Source organism: Daejeonella sp. (genome assembly GCF_046590655.1).
In the GTDB taxonomy this organism is placed as follows: domain Bacteria; phylum Bacteroidota; class Bacteroidia; order Sphingobacteriales; family Sphingobacteriaceae; genus Daejeonella.
Window position 1 is genome coordinate 14,666 of the sequence record NZ_JBKJUM010000035.1, and the last position, 21,639, is coordinate 36,304.

General features: G+C 40.6%; 14 protein-coding genes. 2 read left to right on the top strand and 12 right to left on the bottom strand.

The annotated features are described in order from the left end of the window. Positions 1-69: 69 nt before the first annotated feature. The 12 genes from ACLL8Z_RS03525 to ACLL8Z_RS03580 form a co-directional block, all read right to left on the bottom strand. Complete coding sequence (locus tag ACLL8Z_RS03525) at positions 70-1,563, bottom strand: neutral/alkaline non-lysosomal ceramidase N-terminal domain-containing protein (RefSeq protein WP_411273375.1); 1,494 nt, start codon at positions 1,561-1,563, stop codon at positions 70-72. 69 nt (positions 1,564-1,632) lie between these two features. Further along, positions 1,633-3,093 (bottom strand): neutral/alkaline non-lysosomal ceramidase N-terminal domain-containing protein, encoded by a 1,461-nt coding sequence (locus tag ACLL8Z_RS03530; RefSeq protein WP_411273376.1) that lies wholly within the window; start codon positions 3,091-3,093, stop codon positions 1,633-1,635. A gap of 93 nt (positions 3,094-3,186) precedes the next feature. Next, positions 3,187-4,656, bottom strand: coding sequence for a neutral/alkaline non-lysosomal ceramidase N-terminal domain-containing protein (locus tag ACLL8Z_RS03535; protein ID WP_411273377.1), 1,470 nt, complete (start codon positions 4,654-4,656; stop codon positions 3,187-3,189). A 243-nt stretch (positions 4,657-4,899) separates the two neighbouring features. Next, positions 4,900-6,375: a RagB/SusD family nutrient uptake outer membrane protein gene (locus tag ACLL8Z_RS03540; protein ID WP_411273378.1), complete on the bottom strand. Its 1,476-nt coding sequence runs from the start codon at positions 6,373-6,375 to the stop codon at positions 4,900-4,902. Positions 6,376-6,403: 28 nt separating this feature from the next. Next, on the bottom strand, positions 6,404-9,424 hold the full coding sequence (locus ACLL8Z_RS03545) for a SusC/RagA family TonB-linked outer membrane protein (RefSeq protein ID WP_411273379.1): 3,021 nt from the start codon (positions 9,422-9,424) through the stop codon (positions 6,404-6,406). A gap of 459 nt (positions 9,425-9,883) precedes the next feature. Further along, complete coding sequence (locus tag ACLL8Z_RS03550) at positions 9,884-11,005, bottom strand: D-TA family PLP-dependent enzyme (RefSeq protein ID WP_411273380.1); 1,122 nt, start codon at positions 11,003-11,005, stop codon at positions 9,884-9,886. A 15-nt stretch (positions 11,006-11,020) separates the two neighbouring features. Further along, complete coding sequence (locus tag ACLL8Z_RS03555) at positions 11,021-12,109, bottom strand: dipeptidase (RefSeq protein WP_411273381.1); 1,089 nt, start codon at positions 12,107-12,109, stop codon at positions 11,021-11,023. Between the two features lie 11 nt (positions 12,110-12,120). Further along, the gene (locus ACLL8Z_RS03560; RefSeq protein ID WP_411273382.1) at positions 12,121-12,522 is read right to left on the bottom strand and encodes a RidA family protein; all 402 of its coding nucleotides are present in this window, start codon (positions 12,520-12,522) and stop codon (positions 12,121-12,123) included. A gap of 21 nt (positions 12,523-12,543) precedes the next feature. After that, positions 12,544-13,194, bottom strand: a complete 651-nt coding sequence (locus tag ACLL8Z_RS03565; RefSeq protein WP_411273383.1) for a carbohydrate-binding family 9-like protein — start codon at positions 13,192-13,194, stop codon at positions 12,544-12,546. Position 13,195: 1 nt separating this feature from the next. Then, positions 13,196-14,203 (bottom strand): 3-hydroxyacyl-CoA dehydrogenase family protein, encoded by a 1,008-nt coding sequence (locus ACLL8Z_RS03570; protein ID WP_411273384.1) that lies wholly within the window; start codon positions 14,201-14,203, stop codon positions 13,196-13,198. Between the two features lie 35 nt (positions 14,204-14,238). Continuing rightward, a complete protein-coding gene (locus ACLL8Z_RS03575) occupies positions 14,239-15,324 on the bottom strand; it encodes a Gfo/Idh/MocA family protein (protein WP_411273385.1) in 1,086 nt (361 codons plus the stop codon). Between the two features lie 415 nt (positions 15,325-15,739). Next, a complete protein-coding gene (locus ACLL8Z_RS03580) occupies positions 15,740-16,684 on the bottom strand; it encodes an AraC family transcriptional regulator (RefSeq protein WP_411273386.1) in 945 nt (314 codons plus the stop codon). Positions 16,685-16,926: 242 nt separating this feature from the next. Here ACLL8Z_RS03580 and ACLL8Z_RS03585 point away from each other — a divergent pair, with 242 nt between their 5' ends. Both ACLL8Z_RS03585 and ACLL8Z_RS03590 read left to right on the top strand, forming a co-directional pair. Then, positions 16,927-18,189 (top strand): MFS transporter, encoded by a 1,263-nt coding sequence (locus ACLL8Z_RS03585; RefSeq protein WP_411273387.1) that lies wholly within the window; start codon positions 16,927-16,929, stop codon positions 18,187-18,189. 292 nt (positions 18,190-18,481) lie between these two features. Next, positions 18,482-21,637, top strand: a complete 3,156-nt coding sequence (locus ACLL8Z_RS03590; RefSeq protein WP_411273388.1) for a PVC-type heme-binding CxxCH protein — start codon at positions 18,482-18,484, stop codon at positions 21,635-21,637. Positions 21,638-21,639: the final 2 nt, after the last annotated feature.

Here is a 21,639-nt window from a genome sequence, read left to right on the forward strand (position 1 = left end):
GTTCTTATTCACAGGAATAACAAGACTTAAATTCTATTTCAATCGTATTCTTTAACGAATTTAGTCTCTTTATTTTGCCTGTTCAGATTTAAGTTTGGCCAGCATTTCGAAAATATTTTGAGTGATCTTTGTGGAGGCATTCACTTCCAGGTAACTTGATCGGGCTCGCCAGGTTTCATATCCGCCTAATTTATGATGCTCACGAGTAGGCAAATAACCATTATATCCATTAGCAAGAGACACCATAAAGCTTGGTTTGAAAGGACTTTTTTCTTTGATTTCCAAGCCGATTTCAACAAAAATTTCGCAAGGTGCTGCGGTAATAGCCAAATCTCCGAGACGAAAAACCTGCAAAATGACCGGAACAGTCTTAGGATACTTGCTTAACATGATCGTTTCATGTGCATAGGACTCTTCCTGAGTATTCCGTTCAGATCCATTTAACCTGGCGAGGATTCCGTTCGCACGGACAATGTCCGATTTCTCAGGTAACCGTACTCCAAGGTTTAATTCCCTTTGCAGACTGCTTAGTGATATCCAATTCTGATATTGAATATTTTGATATACCTTATAGGCTTCCGCTGCAACAACATTGGCTACCTGCTGCATCTTGCCATATGCGCCATATTCAGGACCTCTTGGACCCTTTACTACTACATTATTAATGTCGCCGCTTGTTCCGTTTGACATCATGGCAACGAATGCTGGTTGCTTATTTTCGGCATCGAGCAAGTGTTTCATACGCTCAGCAAAATATCCATAATAATCAGCAGATAACTCCCCGGAGCCGGTTCCACCAACATAATGAAGTGAATAATTAGCAAAAAGAGCAACAGGGCGTCCTTCTGGTGTTTGTATTGATATAATAGGAAGCCCGGGGTCGATTGGACCAGCGGGTTCGGTAATATCAGGATTTCTGCCAGGATTCATTTTCACGGTCTCGCTCTGACCAAATGGGTTAAGGCTAGTCACACCGGGTTTTAACTTCCACCGGCGATTATGTACCTGTGTCGGCTCACTGCCAACACCCCATCCTATGCGGGCAGGTGCCAGGTTGTTATTTGCTCTGATTACAGCATCTCTTATCCGAACAATCAAAAATTTGAGATACGCTTCCTCCGGCTCACTTCCAAACACAGCGCAGGCTGTTCCTGAAGAATGCGTATGGGTTGCCGAAATCATTATATTTTCTACAGGTATACCTGTAATTCGTTGAGCACCTTGTTTGGCTTCATCACAAACCTCTTTGGAAACCATACAAAGATCCGTAACGACCATTGCAAGCTTGGTTTTTCCATCGTCCAATACAAGCGCACGTGCATAAGTTTCGTCGTGTATTTGCTTAATTACAATGGCTTTCATATTACCATTCATGGTGCTACCAAGATTCGGGGTTATCACGCTGGTGGCTGCACCGGCTTTAAATACCTGCCCTGACGTATCCTGCCCATTTGCATCTGCACTCGTGAATAATGTCAGTAGAATAAATAATACCACTGGAGTACATTCAAGTTTGAGAAATAATGGATCACTTTTCATGTTTGCATGCAATTTTAAGTTCATAAAATATTTGTAAAATAGTGGATAAAAACTTCGGTAAACTCATTAGTTATCCTCTTAGCATGTCCACTATCACTTCTTGTAAAACAGTTCTATTAAAGTTCGTACAGCAGCATCCGCTAACGCCTCACCTCCTCCGGAAGAATACCGCGCACTCTCAACCTCGTATGAACCTTCAGGAAATGCTTTTCTGTTAGGCATATAACTAATGGTTCCATTACCGGACTGTTCACTTACGACAGTGAATGGATAGGGTGAATTTAATTTGATACCAAGTCCTAATTCAACAAATGCATCGCCCGGAAATCCTACTAAAGCGATTTGATCTCCTAATACAATAGCAGAAACCTCACTTTCCAGTGAGGATCCGTCCGGTGTTAACGGTACTGTTGTCGTTAATTTATGTCGTGCTTCTATCCCACCCGGCATTTTAGCAATATCAATAAGCTTCCAGGCGGTCACAACATCCGTGAAGGCCGGCCCTTTAGCTTGTCCGAATCTTGACATTATATCCTTTGCCCATGCGACCTCCTTGTCGTCAACAGACCGTAAAATAGGAATTCTCACACTTTGAATGTTAGCTTGCAAGGAATTTACGGCTACAGGGCGAAGGGAGGAAAGTGATGCCAGCACTCTGCCTGCCAAAACAGTTCCGATACGTCTTGCTTCGTCAAGCCCGACTAGTTGCTTAGGGTCAGATACGTCCACGTGATTGATATTTCCTGAGGTCCCGTTTGTGAATATAATAACCGCTTCTTCACCTATTACTTTTCCAATCAATTCAGACATAACACCCGGAAAATCAGCTGAAAACTGAGTACCACCCACAATTGCAACATGTAATGCATAATTTACCAGAATAGCCAAAGGCTTCTTATCGGGTGATTCAAAATAAATAACGGATAAATCAGGATCAATGGGACCAAGTGGCCGGACGGTATTTGGATTTAATTTTCCGGGATTTGTTTTGAATGTCCCATCCTTCATCAGAAACCGGCGATTGAAACTAACAGAGTTTTCCTGAGTTTTACCAACTGATATCTTTGATGGCTGAAGTTTGGATATAGCTGATTGCACACTTTCCAGAACCAAAGCGGGGAGGTTTCTTGTATATTCAATACTTTTTTGTTTTGCGTCGCCGCCAACCGCCTCCCACATTAATGGATTTAATTGGGGGCCTGCGTGGGCATGAGTTGCATTTAATATGATATTACCAGGAGCAATTCCTGTCTGCTGATTAATCAACTGCCGGCTTTTCATAACCAGTTCATGCGGGAGACTAATCACCTCCAGGGTGATAAAAGCAACCTTCACTCCTGCATTCTGAAAAACCAGCGTCTTTATATTAAGGTTGTCATGGACACCTGTAGAAACCCTGATGCCATAGGAATCTCCTATAATACTACCAACGGGCGGTGTCATTTTAACCTTCGCCGCACCCACCATTACACCAGGAGCCGCGCTGTTTTGGGCTCTGACAGGGAATGTGCTAAGAATTAAAGCAAATATTAATAACAGATTTCTAGTTTGCATATAAACTCTGGCCATGTTCACTTTGACATTTCTTTATTCTTAAGTTTGTGTAAAAGCCTGAAAAGTACAGGGATGACTTAAATCACCATGGGTTTATTGTTTTACTTGATTGAAAAGTTTAAGAATTTCGCTTACAATTTTCTCCGAAGCGAGCGTTTCAACCTTGTTAGTTCCCAGCCAGGTTTCATATCCTCCCAATTGATGTTGTTCGGGCGTAGGAAGGTATCCATAACTGCCATTTGCCAGTTCAATGGTAAAGGAGGATTTGAAAGGACTACGTGCTTTTATTTCAAGACCTATTTCTGTAAAAACCTCGAAAGGAATCGCAGCTACACCAAGATCTCCAATCCGGAAGGTTTGGATAAGCACATCAATATTCTGTGGCCATCCATCCATTTGAATGGTTCGCTCTGCATAGGTTTTCTCCAGACGGTGAACGGGCGTTTCTGTCTCAGGTTTTGCAAGTACCTTTTGGGCATAAGCAATCATTTCAGGAGTAGGCTTGCGAACTTTCAAGTTCAATTCTGATTGTGCAGCACGTAAGGGCACCCAGTCTTTGTATTGTATAGTCTTGTACACCCGTAGAACTTCGTTGGCTAAATCATTGGCGACAATACGCATTTTGGCATAGGGCTCGTGGTTTTCTGCCGGACCACCAACATTTATATTGTTTACATCTCCAGATGTACCATTAGACATAATACCAACAAAAGGAGGATCCAGACGATCTGCTTTTATCAATTCCTGGATACGGTCGGCAAATACAGCAAAATAATCTGCTGAAATATGATCCTTTGGGACTCCACCTACATAATGAAGAGAATAATTGGCAAGTAAACCAATCGGACGCCCTTTAAGAGATTGTACCGAGATAAAAGAAACTTGAGGATCTGTACCGCCGGCTGGTTCCACTAAATCCGGATTCTTGATCCCCGGATTCATCTGTACCAGATCTTTACCTCCGAAAGGATTGATTACCGGGGATTTCATTTTCCATCGACGGTTAAAAAGATGTTGGGGTACATTTCCGGCACCCCAGCCAATATGTGCTGGCTCCAAATTACTCAATGCTATACGCACTCCATCGGCTATACGGCGAACAAGAAAACGCTGGTAATCATCCAGAGGTCTTCCGGCAGACCATCCTCCTCTAATCTCACCCACTCCACTGGCACTGCTGGCCGAATGTGTGTGATCAGCAGATATGAGAATATGGGCTGTGGGAATATTGGTTTCTGCAAAGATCAATTGTTTGGCTGCATCAAATACTTCACGAATAATACCTACGTTATCCACTACAACAAAAACCAGCTTTGTTGTACCGTCGTCCAAAACAAGGGTGCGCGCATGCAATTCGTCATGTACAAAATTGGCCGGAGGCGGCACACCGAAATTTCCTACTAAGCCTGAGCCCAAAGGTGGAGTTATGTTCGCAGTCGATGCACCTGCGCGGAAAGCAGGAGTCTGCGCATACAGATCAGGATCTAAAAGTATAAGACTGAAAATCAATAGTAAAAGTCTGCCAGCACGGCCTTCATTAAAAATTTTAATTGTTCTTTCCATATTCATATTGTCTATAACTATTTAAATTTAAATCAACCTGATTGAAAATTATGCTTAGAGCAAGGCGCGAGTTTACAGCTTCCTAACTCCCCTGTCTAAATGCTTTGCCGGTGGCCACATATGCGATATGGCTATTGGTCAATTCAATAATCAGGGTTGTTCTATACGGATAATACTTCTTAAGGGCAAACCTAGACTACATTGTTCATTTTCAATACAATTTAATTTAACTGGTCTGTTTAACTAATAACCCGGGTTTTGATCTGAAGGTTTAAGGGCCTCATTAAGAGAAAATTCGATTGCAGGAATTGGCCATAATAAGTGTTTGGCGGCAACATCACGGTCAATGTACGTTTTCATAACAGAATTAACTCGTCCAGACCGCACCAAATCAAACCATCTTTTTCCTTCAAACTGAAATTCATATCCTCTTTCCTTTACAACAAGATCAATAAAGCTTGTTTCATTATAATCAGAGAGTTTAAAATCAACGGGCGAAGCCACCATCGGATCATAACCGTATGCCCTGCGATGTACCATATTTAATTTTTCAACGGCATTTGCAGTGGGTGCCTTATTGGCTCTTGTTTCCGCCTCGGCGTAAATTAACAGAATATCAGCATAGCGGTAAACGGGTAAATCAAAAGCAGCAATGGTAGCTGTAGGATTATTATATTTCTTTGGTGAAATTAAGGTTACACCCTTCTGTGGAAAAGCAGTTTGACCAGCCAGAAATCTATTTGCTGCTTTAGGATCCTCATACCAGTTGAATCGTTTTCGCAAATCCTTGTCATCCCATTCAGAAAAATATTTTGACTCTTTAAACCAAGTGAAAATACCAAATCCTGATGTTCCAAACCAAGGAGTTGTAATTTGCTGAGTAAACAAAATAAGACCGCTAGGATTCTGGGTATTAAATTTAAGATAAAACACTTCCTCTGGTGAAGTTGCACCTATCCCGAACAGTTTATTAAAGTCGTCTGAAACAGTAACTTTTTCAAGCGAATATCTTTGTAATTTAATTACTTCGTCAGCTTTTTGACTAGCATCTGAGTACATTCCCATATAGAAATATACATCAGCCAAAACAGCTTTGGCGATACGTTTCGATGGCTTTCCAAGCAATGGGGCATTGTCAGGAAGATTAGTCTCTGCGAGTTTAAGATCACTCACAATTAACTTATATATCTCATCTTTGGTACTTTTTGCCACACCACTTGTCTTATCCATGTTAACCTCTGTATATAATGGCACTCCACCCCAGGATTTTACCAGTTGGAAATAAATAAATGCACGCATAAATTTAGCCTCTCCAATATATCTGTTCTTTGCATCTGTTGTCAGTTCTTTGCCATTTGGAGTGTTCTTGATTACCAGGTTTGCATTCCTTATGCCTAGAAACAGGTTATCCCATATAGGAACAATATTATTCGAAGGAACAGCGTCAAGGCCTTGCATTGTCTTGTGCCCATCAAAATTAGTTGCACCACTTATTCCTGCACCCCACTCCGTTTGACATTCAATTGCTCCAATCATCCAACCAGCCAACTGGCCTCTGATCGGAGTATAAATTGAGGCAAGGGCTGCTTCTACCTGACCATTTGTGTTATAGAATTCCTCTACAACTAAAGTTTTAGGATTTTCTGTTAATATATCTTTCTTACATGAAATGAAGAGAGAAAATATTAAAACTGTTATTATCACATTTATCTTTTTCATTTTTACACTTTTTCAGATCTGATTCCTACTAAAAATTAATTCTCAATCCACCGGTAATCGATTTGGTATTTGGATAACTGGCATAATCAATTCCCTGATCTAATGAATTTCCACCACCGCGAGTATTTACATCAGGATCTAACCAGGAATATTTAGTTAGAGTAATTAAATTTTGGCCGCTAAAATATAGGGAGGCGTTCCTCAGACCAAAGCCCTTAAACTTTGATAATGTATATGCTAGTTCTATATTTCGAAGTCTTAAATATGAACCATCCTCCACGTATCGATTTGAGAATAATAATGGATTGGCAGCATTTGCCGGGAGTGGTGCAGGATACTTAGCACCCGTATTTTGTGGAGTCCAATAATTTCCCACAACATCTTTCAACTTATTTGTTCCATTAGTATTATCAATACTATAAGCAACGGAGCTCATATTAATAACACTATTGCCCTTAGAACCGATTGTAAATAATGATAGTGAGAAGTTTTTATACGTCATATTTGAGTTTATTCCATAGATAAATTTTGCATTCGGGTCTCCGATTTGAACCTTATCCTTTAGATCGATTTTACCATCAGCATTTTGGTCAACGTATTTAATAAACCCATTTGATTTGTATCCGTCTTCCTGATATCCATATATAATCCCCAGTGGCTGGCCTTCTCTATAAGTGTTTGCAAAATCAGTAAATCTGATCATTTGTAAAAGTCCGGCTTGTATATCTACACCTCCGTATAGTTTGATAACTTTTGAACGATTAAATGTGATGTTCCCATCCAAATCCCACTTGAAATTATTTGAATTAAATATATTGGCGGATGCTCCAAACTCGAAACCCTTATTCCCTATTACTCCAATATTTCTAAGTGAATTCTGATAGCCTGAAGAACGCGGAAGCTGCACTAAATTCAGCAGGTCTCTGGTTTTCTTTGAATAATAATCGGCAGAAAATGTGAAACGATCATTCAATAATGATACTTCTATACCAACATTATTTTGCTCTGTTGTTTCCCATTTTAAATCGGCAGCTAATCTGGATGATGGGGACATGGTGGTATACAATGCAGTACCAAAAACGGTAGAACCTGCATTTAACTGATTTAATGTTGAATAAGGAGCAATCGCCTGACTTCCCGCTTTTCCCCAGCTTGCTTTAAGCTTTAAATCACTAATAATTGTTTTATCAAAATCAATAAATTTTTCTTCAGATAATCTCCATGCAAAAGCTGCAGAAGGAAAGTATCCCCATTTATTACCTTCTGAATAAACTGACGATCCGTCAGCACGATAGCTAACAGTAAACAGGTAACGATTATCAAAGCTATAATTTACTCTTCCAAGTCCCGATAATAAAGTTGCTTCGGTTAATGATGAATTAGGAATTCCAGGAAGCCCTGCAGCAGCCAATGACCATGACTCAGTTATATCGCTTAAGAAATTTCTACCTCCTGCGGAAACACTGGAATTGCTAAAACTCTGGTATGTTCCGCCAGCTACAGCAGAGACAGAATGCTTTCCATTAAAAATTTTATTATAACTTAAAATATTTTCATTCAGAAGACTAGTGTATTCTGTTGAATTCAATGAAGCAACTCCATCTCTTACATTTTGGAACTTCTTAGTCTGATAAAAATCAATCAGGCCATTCCTGCTTTCAATACCCCCTGAAACTTTTAAACTTAAACTTTCAAGGATTTTATAAGTAAATGAACCGTTTGCTAGAACGTTGTTTTGTTTTAGAATATTTTTAGTTTCATTAATAAAGTTTAAAGGATTCCAGAGTGCCTCTGATACTCTGGGGTCTAATAATACGGGCTCCGCTAGACTACCGTCCGAATTATAAACAGGGAGGTAAGAAGGTATTCCATATGCTCTTCCGATAAGGGAAGTACCAAATCTTCCTTGTTCAGATGATTGTCTTGCACTATTGTTTTTCGATAGAGCTAAAGTAAGATCAACGGTGAACTTTTTACTAATATCGTGATGAAGGTTACTATTTAGAGAATAACGTTTGTAATCACTATTCTTTATAATGCCTTGTTGCTCAAATATACCTCCCGTCAATGAAAACTGTGTTTTTTTATCGCCACCACTTATGACCAGTGAATGGTTTTGTATCGGAGCACGTCTAAAAACTACATCCTGCCAGTTTGTACCTTCACCCATTGCCGCAAATTCGCTCAATCTTGATGCTGAAAATATTGGGGCAACTCCCTGAGCAGTTTGTATGTAATTGAAATACTCAGCATACTCTAACGGATTCATCATCTCCATTTTTTTGATCAATTGCTGAGATCCGAGACTACTATCAAAGCTTACTCTGGTTTCTCCAGATCTGCCTTTTTTGGTAGTTATCAAAACAACTCCGTTTGATGCACGAGAACCATAAATAGCAACTGCTGAAGCATCCTTCAAAATCTCTATACTTTCTACACTGGCATTATTTATACTTAGAGCATCATTTACTGGAAACCCATCTATTACATACAGAGGCTCATTATTCCCTACTATTGAATTTGTACCTCTAATTCTGATACTTACAGGAGCTCCCGGAGAACCATTGTTTGACTTAACCTGAACTCCTGCGGCTCTTCCCGCTAAAGCCTGCATTACGTTTGCCGCCGGAACTGCATTAATATCTTTGCTTGAAATAGAGGATACAGAGCCAGTAATATCGGATTTTTTGAGTGTGCCGTACCCTATGACGACTACTTCATCTAAATCTGCAGCATCCTCCTGCATTGTAATATTAATTGCACTTCTGTTGCTTACGCTAATTTCCTGGGTCAAATAGCCTATATATGTAAAAACCAACGTGCTATTTCCATCAGGAGCATTTAAGGTGTACTGACCACTTGCATTGGTACTGCCTCCAATATTTGTACCTTTGACTTTAACACTTACTCCTATTAAGGGTTGTCCCGCAGGATCGGTTACTTTACCGGTAACCACAAACGCATTTTGTCTTTTAGCATAGCTTTTCTCCGCAAAAGAGATACTTGTAAATAGCAGTCCAATAATAATTTGACATAATGTATACTTCATGATCCTACACCAATCAAAATGATTCTGTAAATAAAGTTTCATAAATCTTTTCTTTTAAATAGGTTAACAAAAACTAGATAAATTTGGAAACACCTGTTTTCAGATCAGCAATGCTAAAATATAGACCTGTGGATGGGGAACTTTCTCTTTATAAAAATAGCTTCCATCTGCAGATCAATCCGATACTTCTGTTCGCATTAATAATACTATTTTTCGGAAATTTGAATTCATTAAGGAAATACCCGTCCATACATATAAAATCAGAACTATGTACAATTAAAAAAAAGTTCTTTACCTCAAAACCTTTCATTTTTGCAGACAGTTCGAAAAAAATCCAGAAGGTCTAGTGGCCGGGGAGCAATAGTGATTATAAATGGTATGAATAGCAGGATTGGGAAGCCGGCTTCATTTCAAAATTGTCAATAAATTTTCAGATAGCTTTATCAACTTTCCGAATCTTTAACAAGTTACCATTCTGTCTCTTGCAACAACATCCCAGGTGCTATAGCTGCTTTCTGCATCTTCCACAACGAAAACACTTTCATAAAGAGCAACCGTAGGACAAATATGTACAGGAAGTGCGTACAAAATCTCCCCTATCTTAAAACCATGGACTTTATCGACGGAAACAACCATATGCTCCTCACTATGACTCAAAGGCTTAAGGCTAGGATGGTTTAAAAAGTAAACCCTGTTCTGAAGTTCATTTTCAGAGGCAAGGGCCTTGTACCCGAGGTCAATACATATCTTATTTTCATCCGGGATGGACACAACCCTGGTAAGAATCAATGCTGCATACTGAAAATCTTGTTCTGGCAAGCTGTCATGATAGCCTTTATCCCAGAAGACAAATGTACCGGGGCTACATTCAACATTATCTTTTATTGAATGAATGGAAAATGTTGGTGTTCCGCCAGCTACAAGCAATGGAAGTTCGTTCTCCTCCTGCATTATTTTTCTACGAAGCCTTTCAACTTCGTAGAAATCCCTGTCGCACTGAGCAATACGCTCATCAAGATTAGAGACCCTGATATGCCCGTCGTAAGCATGAAATCCTTTAAATTCTATTCCAGACAGCTTTTGAATTTCCCGGTATAAATCATAAGCTTTGACAGGATTTATACCCGTCCTGTCCATTCCAACATTCAGGTCGATGAAAACCGGCATTCTAGTGCCATTTTTTACTTCATCAGAAGCCGAGAATAGATCAGAAAACAAAGCCGCGGATTCAAAATTGTCAATCAGGCAGGAATATTTTGTATCCGGGTATTTGCTGATCAGTTTCAAAAACCGGAGAAACTTCGGTTTTACCGGCTGATAAGCCAATATTACATCTTTTGCACCGGACATGCCCAACATCTCCGCCTCCGCAATCGTAGCAGCCTTAAATTTTTTAATTCCTGATGCAAGCATCATGGTGCACACTTCTGTAATTTTATGGGTCTTAACATGCGGACGCAGCTGTTCTGGATTTTTTACCATGGTCAGAACTTTACGAATATTATCCAGAACACAGGCCTTGTAAACCAGAAGTGCAGGAGAGTCTATTTTTTCTTCGTTTTTTATAGTATACCACTCCATATATAGTAACTTAGATCAGGCCCAGGCTTTTCTTAAAAACCTCAACCAATTTTTATAGAATATATTCTCAATATCTTCAACTGAATATCCCCTACTGGTAAGCATCCCGTTTAGATTTTGAAGATCTGAAATATCTTCAAGATCATACGGCGATTGTTCTTTACCATAGCCTCCATCGAGATCACTGCCAACAGCCACATGCAGGCTGTTACCGGCAAGCTGGCAAATATGATCATAGTGATCAACTATCAGTTCAATGTGTACTCCTCTAACTTTAGGATCATCTTTACCTCGTACCCAGTTATCAGTAAGCATCCAGTTATCAAATGCACCGCCGATTACAGCATCACGCTCAATCAAAACCCGGATTTGTTCATCGTTTATCTGCCTTGAGTGATCAACCAGTTTACGGCAGTTGTGGTGGCTTGCCCATACGGGGCCTTTGAACATCGAAGTTGCTTCTTCGAATCCCTTATCCGTAAGATGGGTGACGTCCAAAATCATATTCAAACGGTCCATTTCCAGAACAAGTTCCTTTCCCAATGCTGTGAGCCCTTCTGTTCTGCCAGTCCCCGCCGCATACCTCCCGGGACCATAATGGGCCGGACCGCAAGCGCGGAGACCGTAGTTGTAAGCCTTTTCAAGATAGGAAATATTGACCAGCGAATCTGCACCTTCCAAACTCAGAATATACCCGACAGGCTTAATCTCATCCGCAATGGCTTTGTTAAACCAGAGTGCCAGATGTTCTTCCATCTGATTTAAATTGACGATTTGCGTCATTTGCCCCTGTTCTTCCATAGCCCGATACCAGGCCAGTTGTCCTTGTGAAATACCCCAGGCAATTTCAGGTGAATTCCAACCCGGAATAAGACTGCCTGCTTCTACATAGCGGGCTATCTGGGTGGCAACAATCAACCCAATATTGCCTTTCCGCAATTCAGGCAATGCCACTGTCCCTAAACCCCGGTCTAGTTTATCTGTCATCCCCCTTTCAAGGTCCCGGATCTCATATACAGACCTTTTAAGATCGCGATTCCATTCAATCGCATTCATAGACAGATCGAGATGGCAGTCAAAGATAAAAATTGGTTCACCCGTCATTTCAGAATATACTATTTCTTCTCCTGACGAAATGCAATCGCATCAATCTCCACTTTAATACCATGTCCTAAAACTGACTGTACTGTGGTTCTGGCAGGCTTAACCTTGGTGAAATAGCTGGCATAAACTACATTGTAGCGATCGAAATCACTTATATCACTCAGGTGAACAGTACATTTCACAATATCATCCAATGTAAATCCAGCAGCTTCGCAAATGCGCTTTACATTATGTAGAGTCCGGTGTGTTTCCTCTTCAATAGTGCCCAGGACAAACTTACTGGATGTGAAATCCAGAGCAGCTTGCCCGCTAACAAATAACCAGTCATTTGCTACCATTACACCAGCAGAATACGCGCCTGTATTGAATGTTTTATCGGCTTTATCGGGGTGGTGAATTTCAATCTTTTCCATGTTCATATTTTAAATTGTTCCTTAATTAAATTCGAGAGATCTGAAAAATTCAGGGCGGTGAAAATCGGGTTCTTCTGTTTTTATTTGATTCCAGGCCAGGTAGTGAGGTTCAGGTAAATCATCACCGCACTTATACACATTAGCCCTTGCTTTTTTCCCATTCAGGCTTTTTATCTCATGATAATAAAATATTTTAAATGGAATTTCCACCGTTAGTTCCCATGAGATATTAGCTTCGGCACACGCTGATGGCATTAATAAGGATTGATGACGAATTCGACCGATTAGCTTTTCTGATATTTGTTGTCTTTCATTTCTGTCCTTGCCAAATCCAAGCAGGCAGGTACCTGCACAATTGAATTCGAAATTGTAATATCCCCTCCCATCATCGAATGAAATGAAGAGCTCCACACAACTGTCTTTATAAACCGGGTCGTTAGGTTTTGCATAGATGGCCCGGACTGTCTTTTCACTTACGTAAAATTTGAGCAATAAAGCATAATCTGTATGTGCTACTGCAAAATCTACCTTAGGCTTATAGCTAAATGCTTCCCATGGCACATATGAAATATTGTGTTTTTGAATAGTATCCAGTTGTCCAGATATATCGTTCAATGCCGCCTGTTCACCGATCGGCAAAAATGGTACAATAAGATGCTTCTGTCCAATCACTTCAAATATGATCTAACTGTTTATCCTTTTCCTTCGCCTGAAGTCTTCGTTTTACAATATCCGCAGGATATTTCAGGGCAAGCTTTCTAATTTCATAAGTAAAATCGGCAAAGGTTTCTTCCAACATTTTAGCCTCTTCGGGCGTATAGTTATAAAATCCATGACCATTGCTCACACCTTTCCCGCCCGCTTTTACTATATCGTCGATTAATTTTGGCATCCCGGTATTATTACAAAGGGTCGGATTCAGGTCTTTCATGACATTATGGTACGCAGCAACGCCGGTTAAATCCATCCACCCAAAAACACCAACAAATGTCATCCAATATCCTGTATTATTGCGACAAGCTCGGTCTACATCTTCAATAGTGGCGTAGCCATTCTCGACCAGGTAAAATGCCTCACGATACATCGCATACATTAACCTATTGGTAATAAACCCGCGAATGTCCTTTCTTACCAGCGTGGGTTCTTTTCCCCAAAAATTCGAAAGCTCATACAGATATTCACCCTTCGAAATATCACTCAATTCTCCGCATATTACTTCCAGAAAACGCGTCGTGTGAGAAGGCTCCGCCCAATGTAAACCGAAAAAACGTTCGGGATGTAAAGTTAGCTTTTGCAGAATACTAATAGGAATTGCGGAAGTATTACTTGCCAGGATGGCATCCTCAGCTATTACAGTTTCGACTTTTGAGTAGACGACCTTTTTTATTTCCTGATCTTCAAGAGTACACTCTATTACCAATTGGCATGCCTTAAGAAGGGAATAATCTTCCGTGATAACCAAGTTCTTAAAATAGAAATCGGGCTCTTCATTTACCATGCCCTCTTCCTTTGCTTTATTAAAATGGGCACGAATCCGGGATTCAGCAAAGTCTATGTCGATACTGATGGGAGCCACCGCGACTACCGGATGTCCGGCCATCAGTAAACAGGTTGTTATACTACAGCCCATGAGGCCTAAACCGACAACTCCGACTGGAATTTCATTTGTTTTGATAGTCATTTTTGCAGAATAATGTTAGATCAATTAATTCCGGATTAAGAGAAGTAAACCACTTTACCTGTCCTGACGGATTCATCACAGGCAAAGGCAATTCGCAGACTGTTCACGGCATCTTCGCCATGAGCGGTCAAGTCCACATCTTCATTAATGGATTTTAGAAAATACCTCTGCTCCCGATTACAAAGCTCCTGATGATCCGGCTCATCTTCAAGATTGATCCAGGTATCAGCTTTTGAGAATTTTTCGTCTTTATCCAGATCGGCATGGTGAAATCGTATCGACTCTGTTTTTGTATGGGATTCTATGGAGGATGACTTTCCCTCGCCGCCAGCGTCTTTTGCGACAATAGATACCGAACCTTTGGGGCCAAAAACATCCTTCACAAAAAATGCTGTTTCACTAACCATAGGACCCCACCCGGCTTCATACCAGCCAACAGAACCATCTTCGAAACGTATTTGCAATTGGCCATAATTATAATTGCCGTCAGGGATTTCCTCGGTTAATCTCGCTCCAATAGCATATACCTGTGTTGGTTTAGACCGGGTCATCTGGCACATAACATCGATATAGTGAACGCCGCAATCGACAATGGGGCTAAGTGAACTCATCAAGTTACGATGCAGGGTCCACATAGCCCCGTCGCTTTGCTGATTAAGATTCATCCTCATTACGAGAGGCTTACCCAACTGTCCGCTTAGTTCTATAAATTTTTCCCAGGAAGGATGGTGCCGCAGGATATATCCCACCACTAATTTCTTATTTGCTTTTTTCGAGGCAGCGACGACCCTTTCGGCGCCTTCAACAGAATCTGCTACAGGCTTTTCGATAAAGACATGACAGCCATTCTGAAAAGCTTTCAGTGCATAACTTTCGTGTGTATCCGGATATGTAGATATACAAACGGCATCAGGTTTTGTTGCATTAAATGCCCCATCCACATCGTCGAACAACGGATATTCACCTCCCAACTTTTCGTTTAAAATTTCTTTTGTCTTTCCTTTAGAAACTAGTCCGCAGATCTCAAACCCAGGCAGGTTGTGATAAGCAGTTGCGTGAGATGAGCCCATGTTCCCGCATCCTATTACCAGGACACGTAATGATTTTGATTGATTTTGCATAAAGTCTGTTAATTATATAGCATATAAGAAATTCAAGTATTCTATGGGAGCTTCTGAATTTTGATATTTTTCCACCTGACTTTAATACCTCCTGCTGAATGTATTTGAAGAGCGATTTTTTAACATACCATTTCTCGGTACCATATATTTTCCAGCCGGAAAGATCCGAACCATTAAATGATGGTGAAAATTTTGGGGAACAACCAATTGTAAATAGAAAGAAGAATACTGCAGGAAACAAATATAGATCTGACCATCTTTTCAATTTTTAAATACATTCAAAAATACTTTTAAGGGCAAAATACAACTGATACTTTTATTTCGAATAATAATACAATCTTCAGAGAACCGGGGAAAGCTCTCGGACTTCCACTATTGCGATTCGAAAGAATAAGTATACTTGTCGTTGACCTATTTAGGAGAACTGGTGTCTATTGGCTGGTTGATTGGATTGGTGAGAAGTCGCTCTTCCTAAGCTCCCGGTTTGCGGCACGTTAACGTTGATTGTTCTGCGGTATTCGCTTGGAGTCATTTTTTTGATCTTTTTAAATTGTCGGTTAAAATTAGCCAGATTATTGAAGCCACATTGATAAGCAACCTCAACTACATTTTTATCAAGTTCATTTAAGTATCTGCAAGCATGCCCTACTCGAACGATATTTAAGTATTCAACGAAGGTAACCCGGTAATGAACTTTGAAAAAAGTACAAAAAGTGCTAAGCGCCATATTTGCCAATGAAGCTACTTCCTTAAGAGTAATTTCCTTGTCAAAGTTCTTCATAATATAGGAATTTACTTTGCTGAATCGATCAGTGCAATCTGCTTTACCAGTGTCTAAATAGCCAGGACTTGCTAAAAGTTCATAATCAGCTGTACTACTGAGGAGATCGAAAATGGTAAATAGTGCCGACAACCTTTGAATGCCATTCATGGCGAGCATCTTATTCATTATTGAGGCGATCCTTAACCTGGTAATACCCTGAATTACCAAACCGTGCTGTGATAATGTTAAGAAAGTCCTTAAAGAGCTCATTTCAGGAATGTCAAAAAAATTTTCCCCTAAAAAATCTTCAAGAAAATGAATAACTATTGCTTGAGCGGATTTGCTAGCCTTACCATTAATATATTCAGGATCGTTGATCCACAAATGAGGAACTTTAGTTCCAATAAAAACCAGATCCCCCTCACCGAAATAACCAACATGATCCCCAACCATTCGGACTCCGGTACTTTTATTTACCAATACTAATTCATATTCTGAATGAAAATGCCATGGGCAGGGGAAAAAACTTCCCTCTTCTTTAAAAACGATAAATGATTTATCAAATTCTTGCGGCAAATGGCACTCAATAGCTTTCATAAATTGTTTACATTTAAGAACATATCTCTAATTTATGAAAAAAGTAACTGAAAAGTACTTTTAGAAAAATAGTATTATAAATGTATATAATAGTAGCAGCTTGGTGAAACTAACTGCGATAGATTTGAAACTTAAAGCTGATTATTTTACAATTAATTAAGTCGAATGACTACAAATAGTTACATATCGGCTCGGATAGCCGGCAAATGGATAGTTCAGTGCAATAACCTTAACAGTAGATCGTGCAAAAACAAATAAAAATCAAATTGGCAGTTTTCATGTTCCTTCAATATGTTATTTGGGGTTCATGGTATGTAAGTATGGGAACGTACCTCAACAAGGTTTTGTTATTTAATGGTGAGCAGATTGGTCTTGCTTATGGTGCTTTTGCCATAGGTGCTATGATCTCACCCTTTTTTGTTGGCTTAATCGCGGATAGGTACTTTGCATCAGAAAAGCTCCTTGCTTTCCTGGGTATTCTGGGAGGATTATTATTATTTATTCTACCCGGATTAACTGAGTTCAACTCATTTTATCCCATGCTCATTATTTATTGTGCCACTTTTGTGCCCACTCTTGCATTGGGAAATTCGATATCGTTGCACCATCTTTCAAATCCTAAACGAGACTTCCCACTTGTCAAAACCCTTTCTGCTGTAGGTTGGATTGCTGCAGGTCTTATGCTAAGTTTCATCTTTAAAGGTGAACAGTCGGCCGTTCAATTTTATGTTGCCGGAACAGTCTCTATCCTTTTTGGGCTATTCTCACTTACACTACCACATACTCCGCCTTTGAAAACAGGTAAAGATGTTAAACTCGGAGAAATTCTTGGCCTTGATGCACTTGCCCTTTTGAAAAAGCCCTCCTTTGCCATCTTTATTGCCTGTATGTTTCTGATTTGTATCCCCCTTTATTTTTATTTCGTGAATATGAATTTATACGTCACTGAACTTGGATGGAGCTTTTCTGCTGCAAAAATGTCCCTGGCTCAGGTTTCTGATATCCTGTTCCTAATCTTATTGCCTCTAATGCTGAGGTCATTTGGTTATAAGAAAACAATTTTCATCGGTATTCTTGGCTGGGCCCTACGCTATTTTCTGCTGGCAGGAAGTGTGGACTCTGCTTCTTTTCAAACCACATTTGTTTTTGCCGCAATTCTGCTTCATGGAGTGTGTTACGACTTCCTTTTTATTGCAGGCCAGCTGTATGTAGATGAAGAAGCGAATGAACGGATACGCGGCGCAGCACAGGGACTGATAGCCTTTATACTATGGGGTGTCGGAGCCTTTGTAGGCACCCATCTTGCAGGTAAATCTCAAGCATTGCATACCCTACCGAATGCAACAGGAAGTGTGCAACACGACTGGCAGGGCATCTGGATATATCCGGCCTGGGGGGCATTGGCAGTTCTGGTTATCTTCATGATATTTTTCCGGAATCCGGCAAAGGCATCTGTGGCACCAGTAATTGCAGGTCGTAAACAAGATAATTTAGAAACGCTATGATCATTTTGATGCAGTATGTACTTAGTTCCCATTCAAGTTCTAACCAGTCTTAGCGTGTTTTAAAGAGCCTGATTTTGATGCCGCATATATTCTGGGACTAAGGTAACCCCAAATTCCACTACGGCCGTCTTCATGGAGTAGACGAATGGGTTCAAAAAATAACAGCAAATTTTTAAAACGATGTGGGATTTAGGATTTCTGAAGAAGTAACAAAGTAATTAACGGGTAGGGAAATTGTTATTTCATAAGGAATACCCCGTTTATTATATATTCAATTTAAGCAGGCATTAACATGAAATATTTTCCTTTAAACCTAAAAAACTCCTTTACAAAAGTTATAGGAACAATAGCAGGTTGTTGTACCTTCTTATTTTTTGTTGGTACTACAGAAAAGGAAATGGCAGTTCAAGAACTCGACGGACTAAAAGTCCCGGAAGGTTTTGCCATTGAACGGGCTGTTGATCCCAGAATGATTTCCTATCCTATGTTTGCTTCATTCGACGGCGATGGTAGGTTGTTCGTCTTCGAATCGGATGGTAGTTCGCCGACAAACGAAGGTATGTTGAAGAAACCCCCATACCACATTCGTTTGTTGGAAGATACTGATGGCAATGGGAAATTTGATAAGAGCAAAATTTTCGCAGACTCTCTTTCCTTCCCTAAGGGCGGCGTATTTTATAATGGTAGTCTTTATGTTTCCTCGTCACCTGATCTATTACGTTTAACCGATACAGATGGGGATGGAGTTGCAGATAAGCGCGAGGTAGTTCTGACAGGTTGGGTTTTGAATTCCAACGGGGCATTATTGGGCGGACCTTTTCTGGGTCCTGATGGATGGTTGTACCTGACAGACGCCCGTCGCGGTTTTAACATCACAACTAAAGAAGGGGAGAATCTAAAGGGAAGTAGTGCCCGCATATGGAGATGCCGTCCGGATGGCTCTGGTCTGGAATCAATGGCTGGTGGTGGTTTCGACAATTCGATCGAACTGGCATTTATGCCTTCTGGTGAAACAGTCGGAACAATGACCTATTTTATTGAGCCTCAGGCTGGTGTGCGTGATGCGATTATGCACTGGGTGGAAGGCGGAACTTATCCGAAATATAATCCAGTAATTGAAAAGGATAAATTTATATTAACGGGAGATCTGATGCCCGTAATGAATAAGATGGCCCGAGTATCTCCTTCCGGAATAATGCGTTACCGTGGAAACGCTATGGGAAAGGAATTTCAGGGCAATCTTTTTAGTGCTGAATTCAACACAGGTCGTATTATCCGTCATAAAGTTATTGCAGATGGTTCGACTTATAAAACTGTGGATGAGCCGTTTGTTACATCAAGCGTTCAGGATATGCACCTGACAGATGTGCTTGAAGATGCTGACGGCAGCATGCTGGTGATTGATACTGGAGGCTGGTTTATTCTGGGTTGTCCTCTTTCAAGGATAGCAAAACTGGATGTTCCAGGTGGGATTTACCGGATCCGAAAAACTGGTTGTGCGAAAGTGAATGATCCATGGGGTACCAAATTGAACTTAAGATCAATGTCTGTTTCCGGACTTATTAATGCCACTACGGACTATCGAATAGCCGTTCGTGACAATGCTATCGAACTGTTAATCGACAAGAAAGAAGCTGCAGTCCTCCCAATCAAAAACTCTTTGCAGAAGTCGGCTAGTGAAGAAATGCGTGCTGCCGGGATATTCGCGCTGTCGCGTATCGCAACCTCAGATGCAATGAATGGAGTGCGTACAGGCCTCGCGGATCCTTCAGCCTTAGTAAGAACTTCTGCTGCCCGGGCCTTGGGATTGGCGAAAGACAAAGCCGCAGTAGACAAACTGATGGAACTGGTACAGAAAGAAAGATTTGCTGTCCGAAGGCAAGCTGCAACAGCATTAGGTCAAATCGGGGATAAACGTGCCGTTCCTGCACTCTTAAAATCGGCAATGGTAAATAATGATCGCGTTGAAGAGCATGCCATTATTTACGCTCTTATCAAATTGAATGCTCAGGCTGCATTGCAGATGGCACTGAAGCATCCTTCGTCCAAAGTAAAAAGAACAGCGCTGACCGCTCTCGATCAACTAGGAAGAACAGCATTAAAAAAGGAAAATTTATCTCCTTTTCTGACAAGCAAAATTCCGGAGCTACAAAAGATTGGTATATGGGTTGCTTCTCATCATCCGGAATGGTCGGATATTGTTATCAGCTTTTTGAAAGGTCGTTTGGACGCTTCAGAAATTTCTGGTGAGGATGTTTCAGCAATACGGAATCTGATGATCACCTTCAGTAACGATAAACAATTACAAATGTTCCTTTCTGATCAGCTTGGAAGTCAATCAGCAACGAATGCCAAAAAGATCTTCTTATTAGACGTCATCACCCATGCTTCGGTAAAAGAAATTCCTGAGGTTTGGATCCAGACCTTAGCAAAACTGCTTGACAACGGCAGCCCGGAAATCAAATCACAAGTTTTGGGACTGGTCGAATCGAGAAGAATTAAAGCCCTAAATAATCAACTAAGTCAGATGGTTCAGAATGTAAATACTAGCCCTGAATTTCGTTTGAAAGCACTCAGCTCGAAACTGCTTTCTGAGCCCTCATTGTCGGATGGGGAATTCAGTATGGTATATTTTTATCTTTCGAATAAAAATGAATCGCCGATTAGGCAAATGGCCGCCCGTGTACTTTCCAATGCAAATTTGACCGTTACTCAGCTGGTTAAACTTGCTGCAGAGCAGATCGCAAAAACGGATGTTTACCTCTTGTCGAGCCTGATAAGTGCATTTAAAAGCAATAAAAGTGAAATAGTTGGAGCAGCTTTGATAGTTGCTCTAGGCGCCGGGCCTGATCGTCTTGATAATGTTTCAGAGGAAGAACTGAAGGGATTGCTGGGTGGCTATCCTCAAAAAGTTAAGAGTCTAGCTGAGCCTTTAATGGCCAGGTTAGCGGCGAAAAATGCAGGGAGGTTACTGGAATTGACTAAAGTGGAAGCCAGTTTAACCAGGGGTGACGTAGCCTATGGAGCGAAAATCTTTTTTGGCAAAGGCACTTGTTCCTCTTGTCATGCTGTTGCTGGTAAAGGTGCTATTTTCGGACCAGATCTCACTAATATTGGAGGGATCCGATCGGGACACGATATCCTGGAAGCAATTTTATACCCTAGCGCTAGCTTTGCCCGTGAGTATGAAACCAGCAGAATTACCACAAAAACAACAACATATACTGGTGTTCTGAAAGAGCAAATGTCTGATGCTGTAATCATTGAAATTGGACCGGGAGCACAAGTTCGTATTCCGAGAACAGAGATAACAGGTATTGAGCCGCTCGACATCTCATTGATGCCTCCAGCCTTGGAAAAACAGTTGAGTCCTCAAGAATTATCAGATCTGATGGCTTATCTAAATACTTTGCCGGATGGTTTAGGAAACTTAGTAAAAAGGAAGTAATT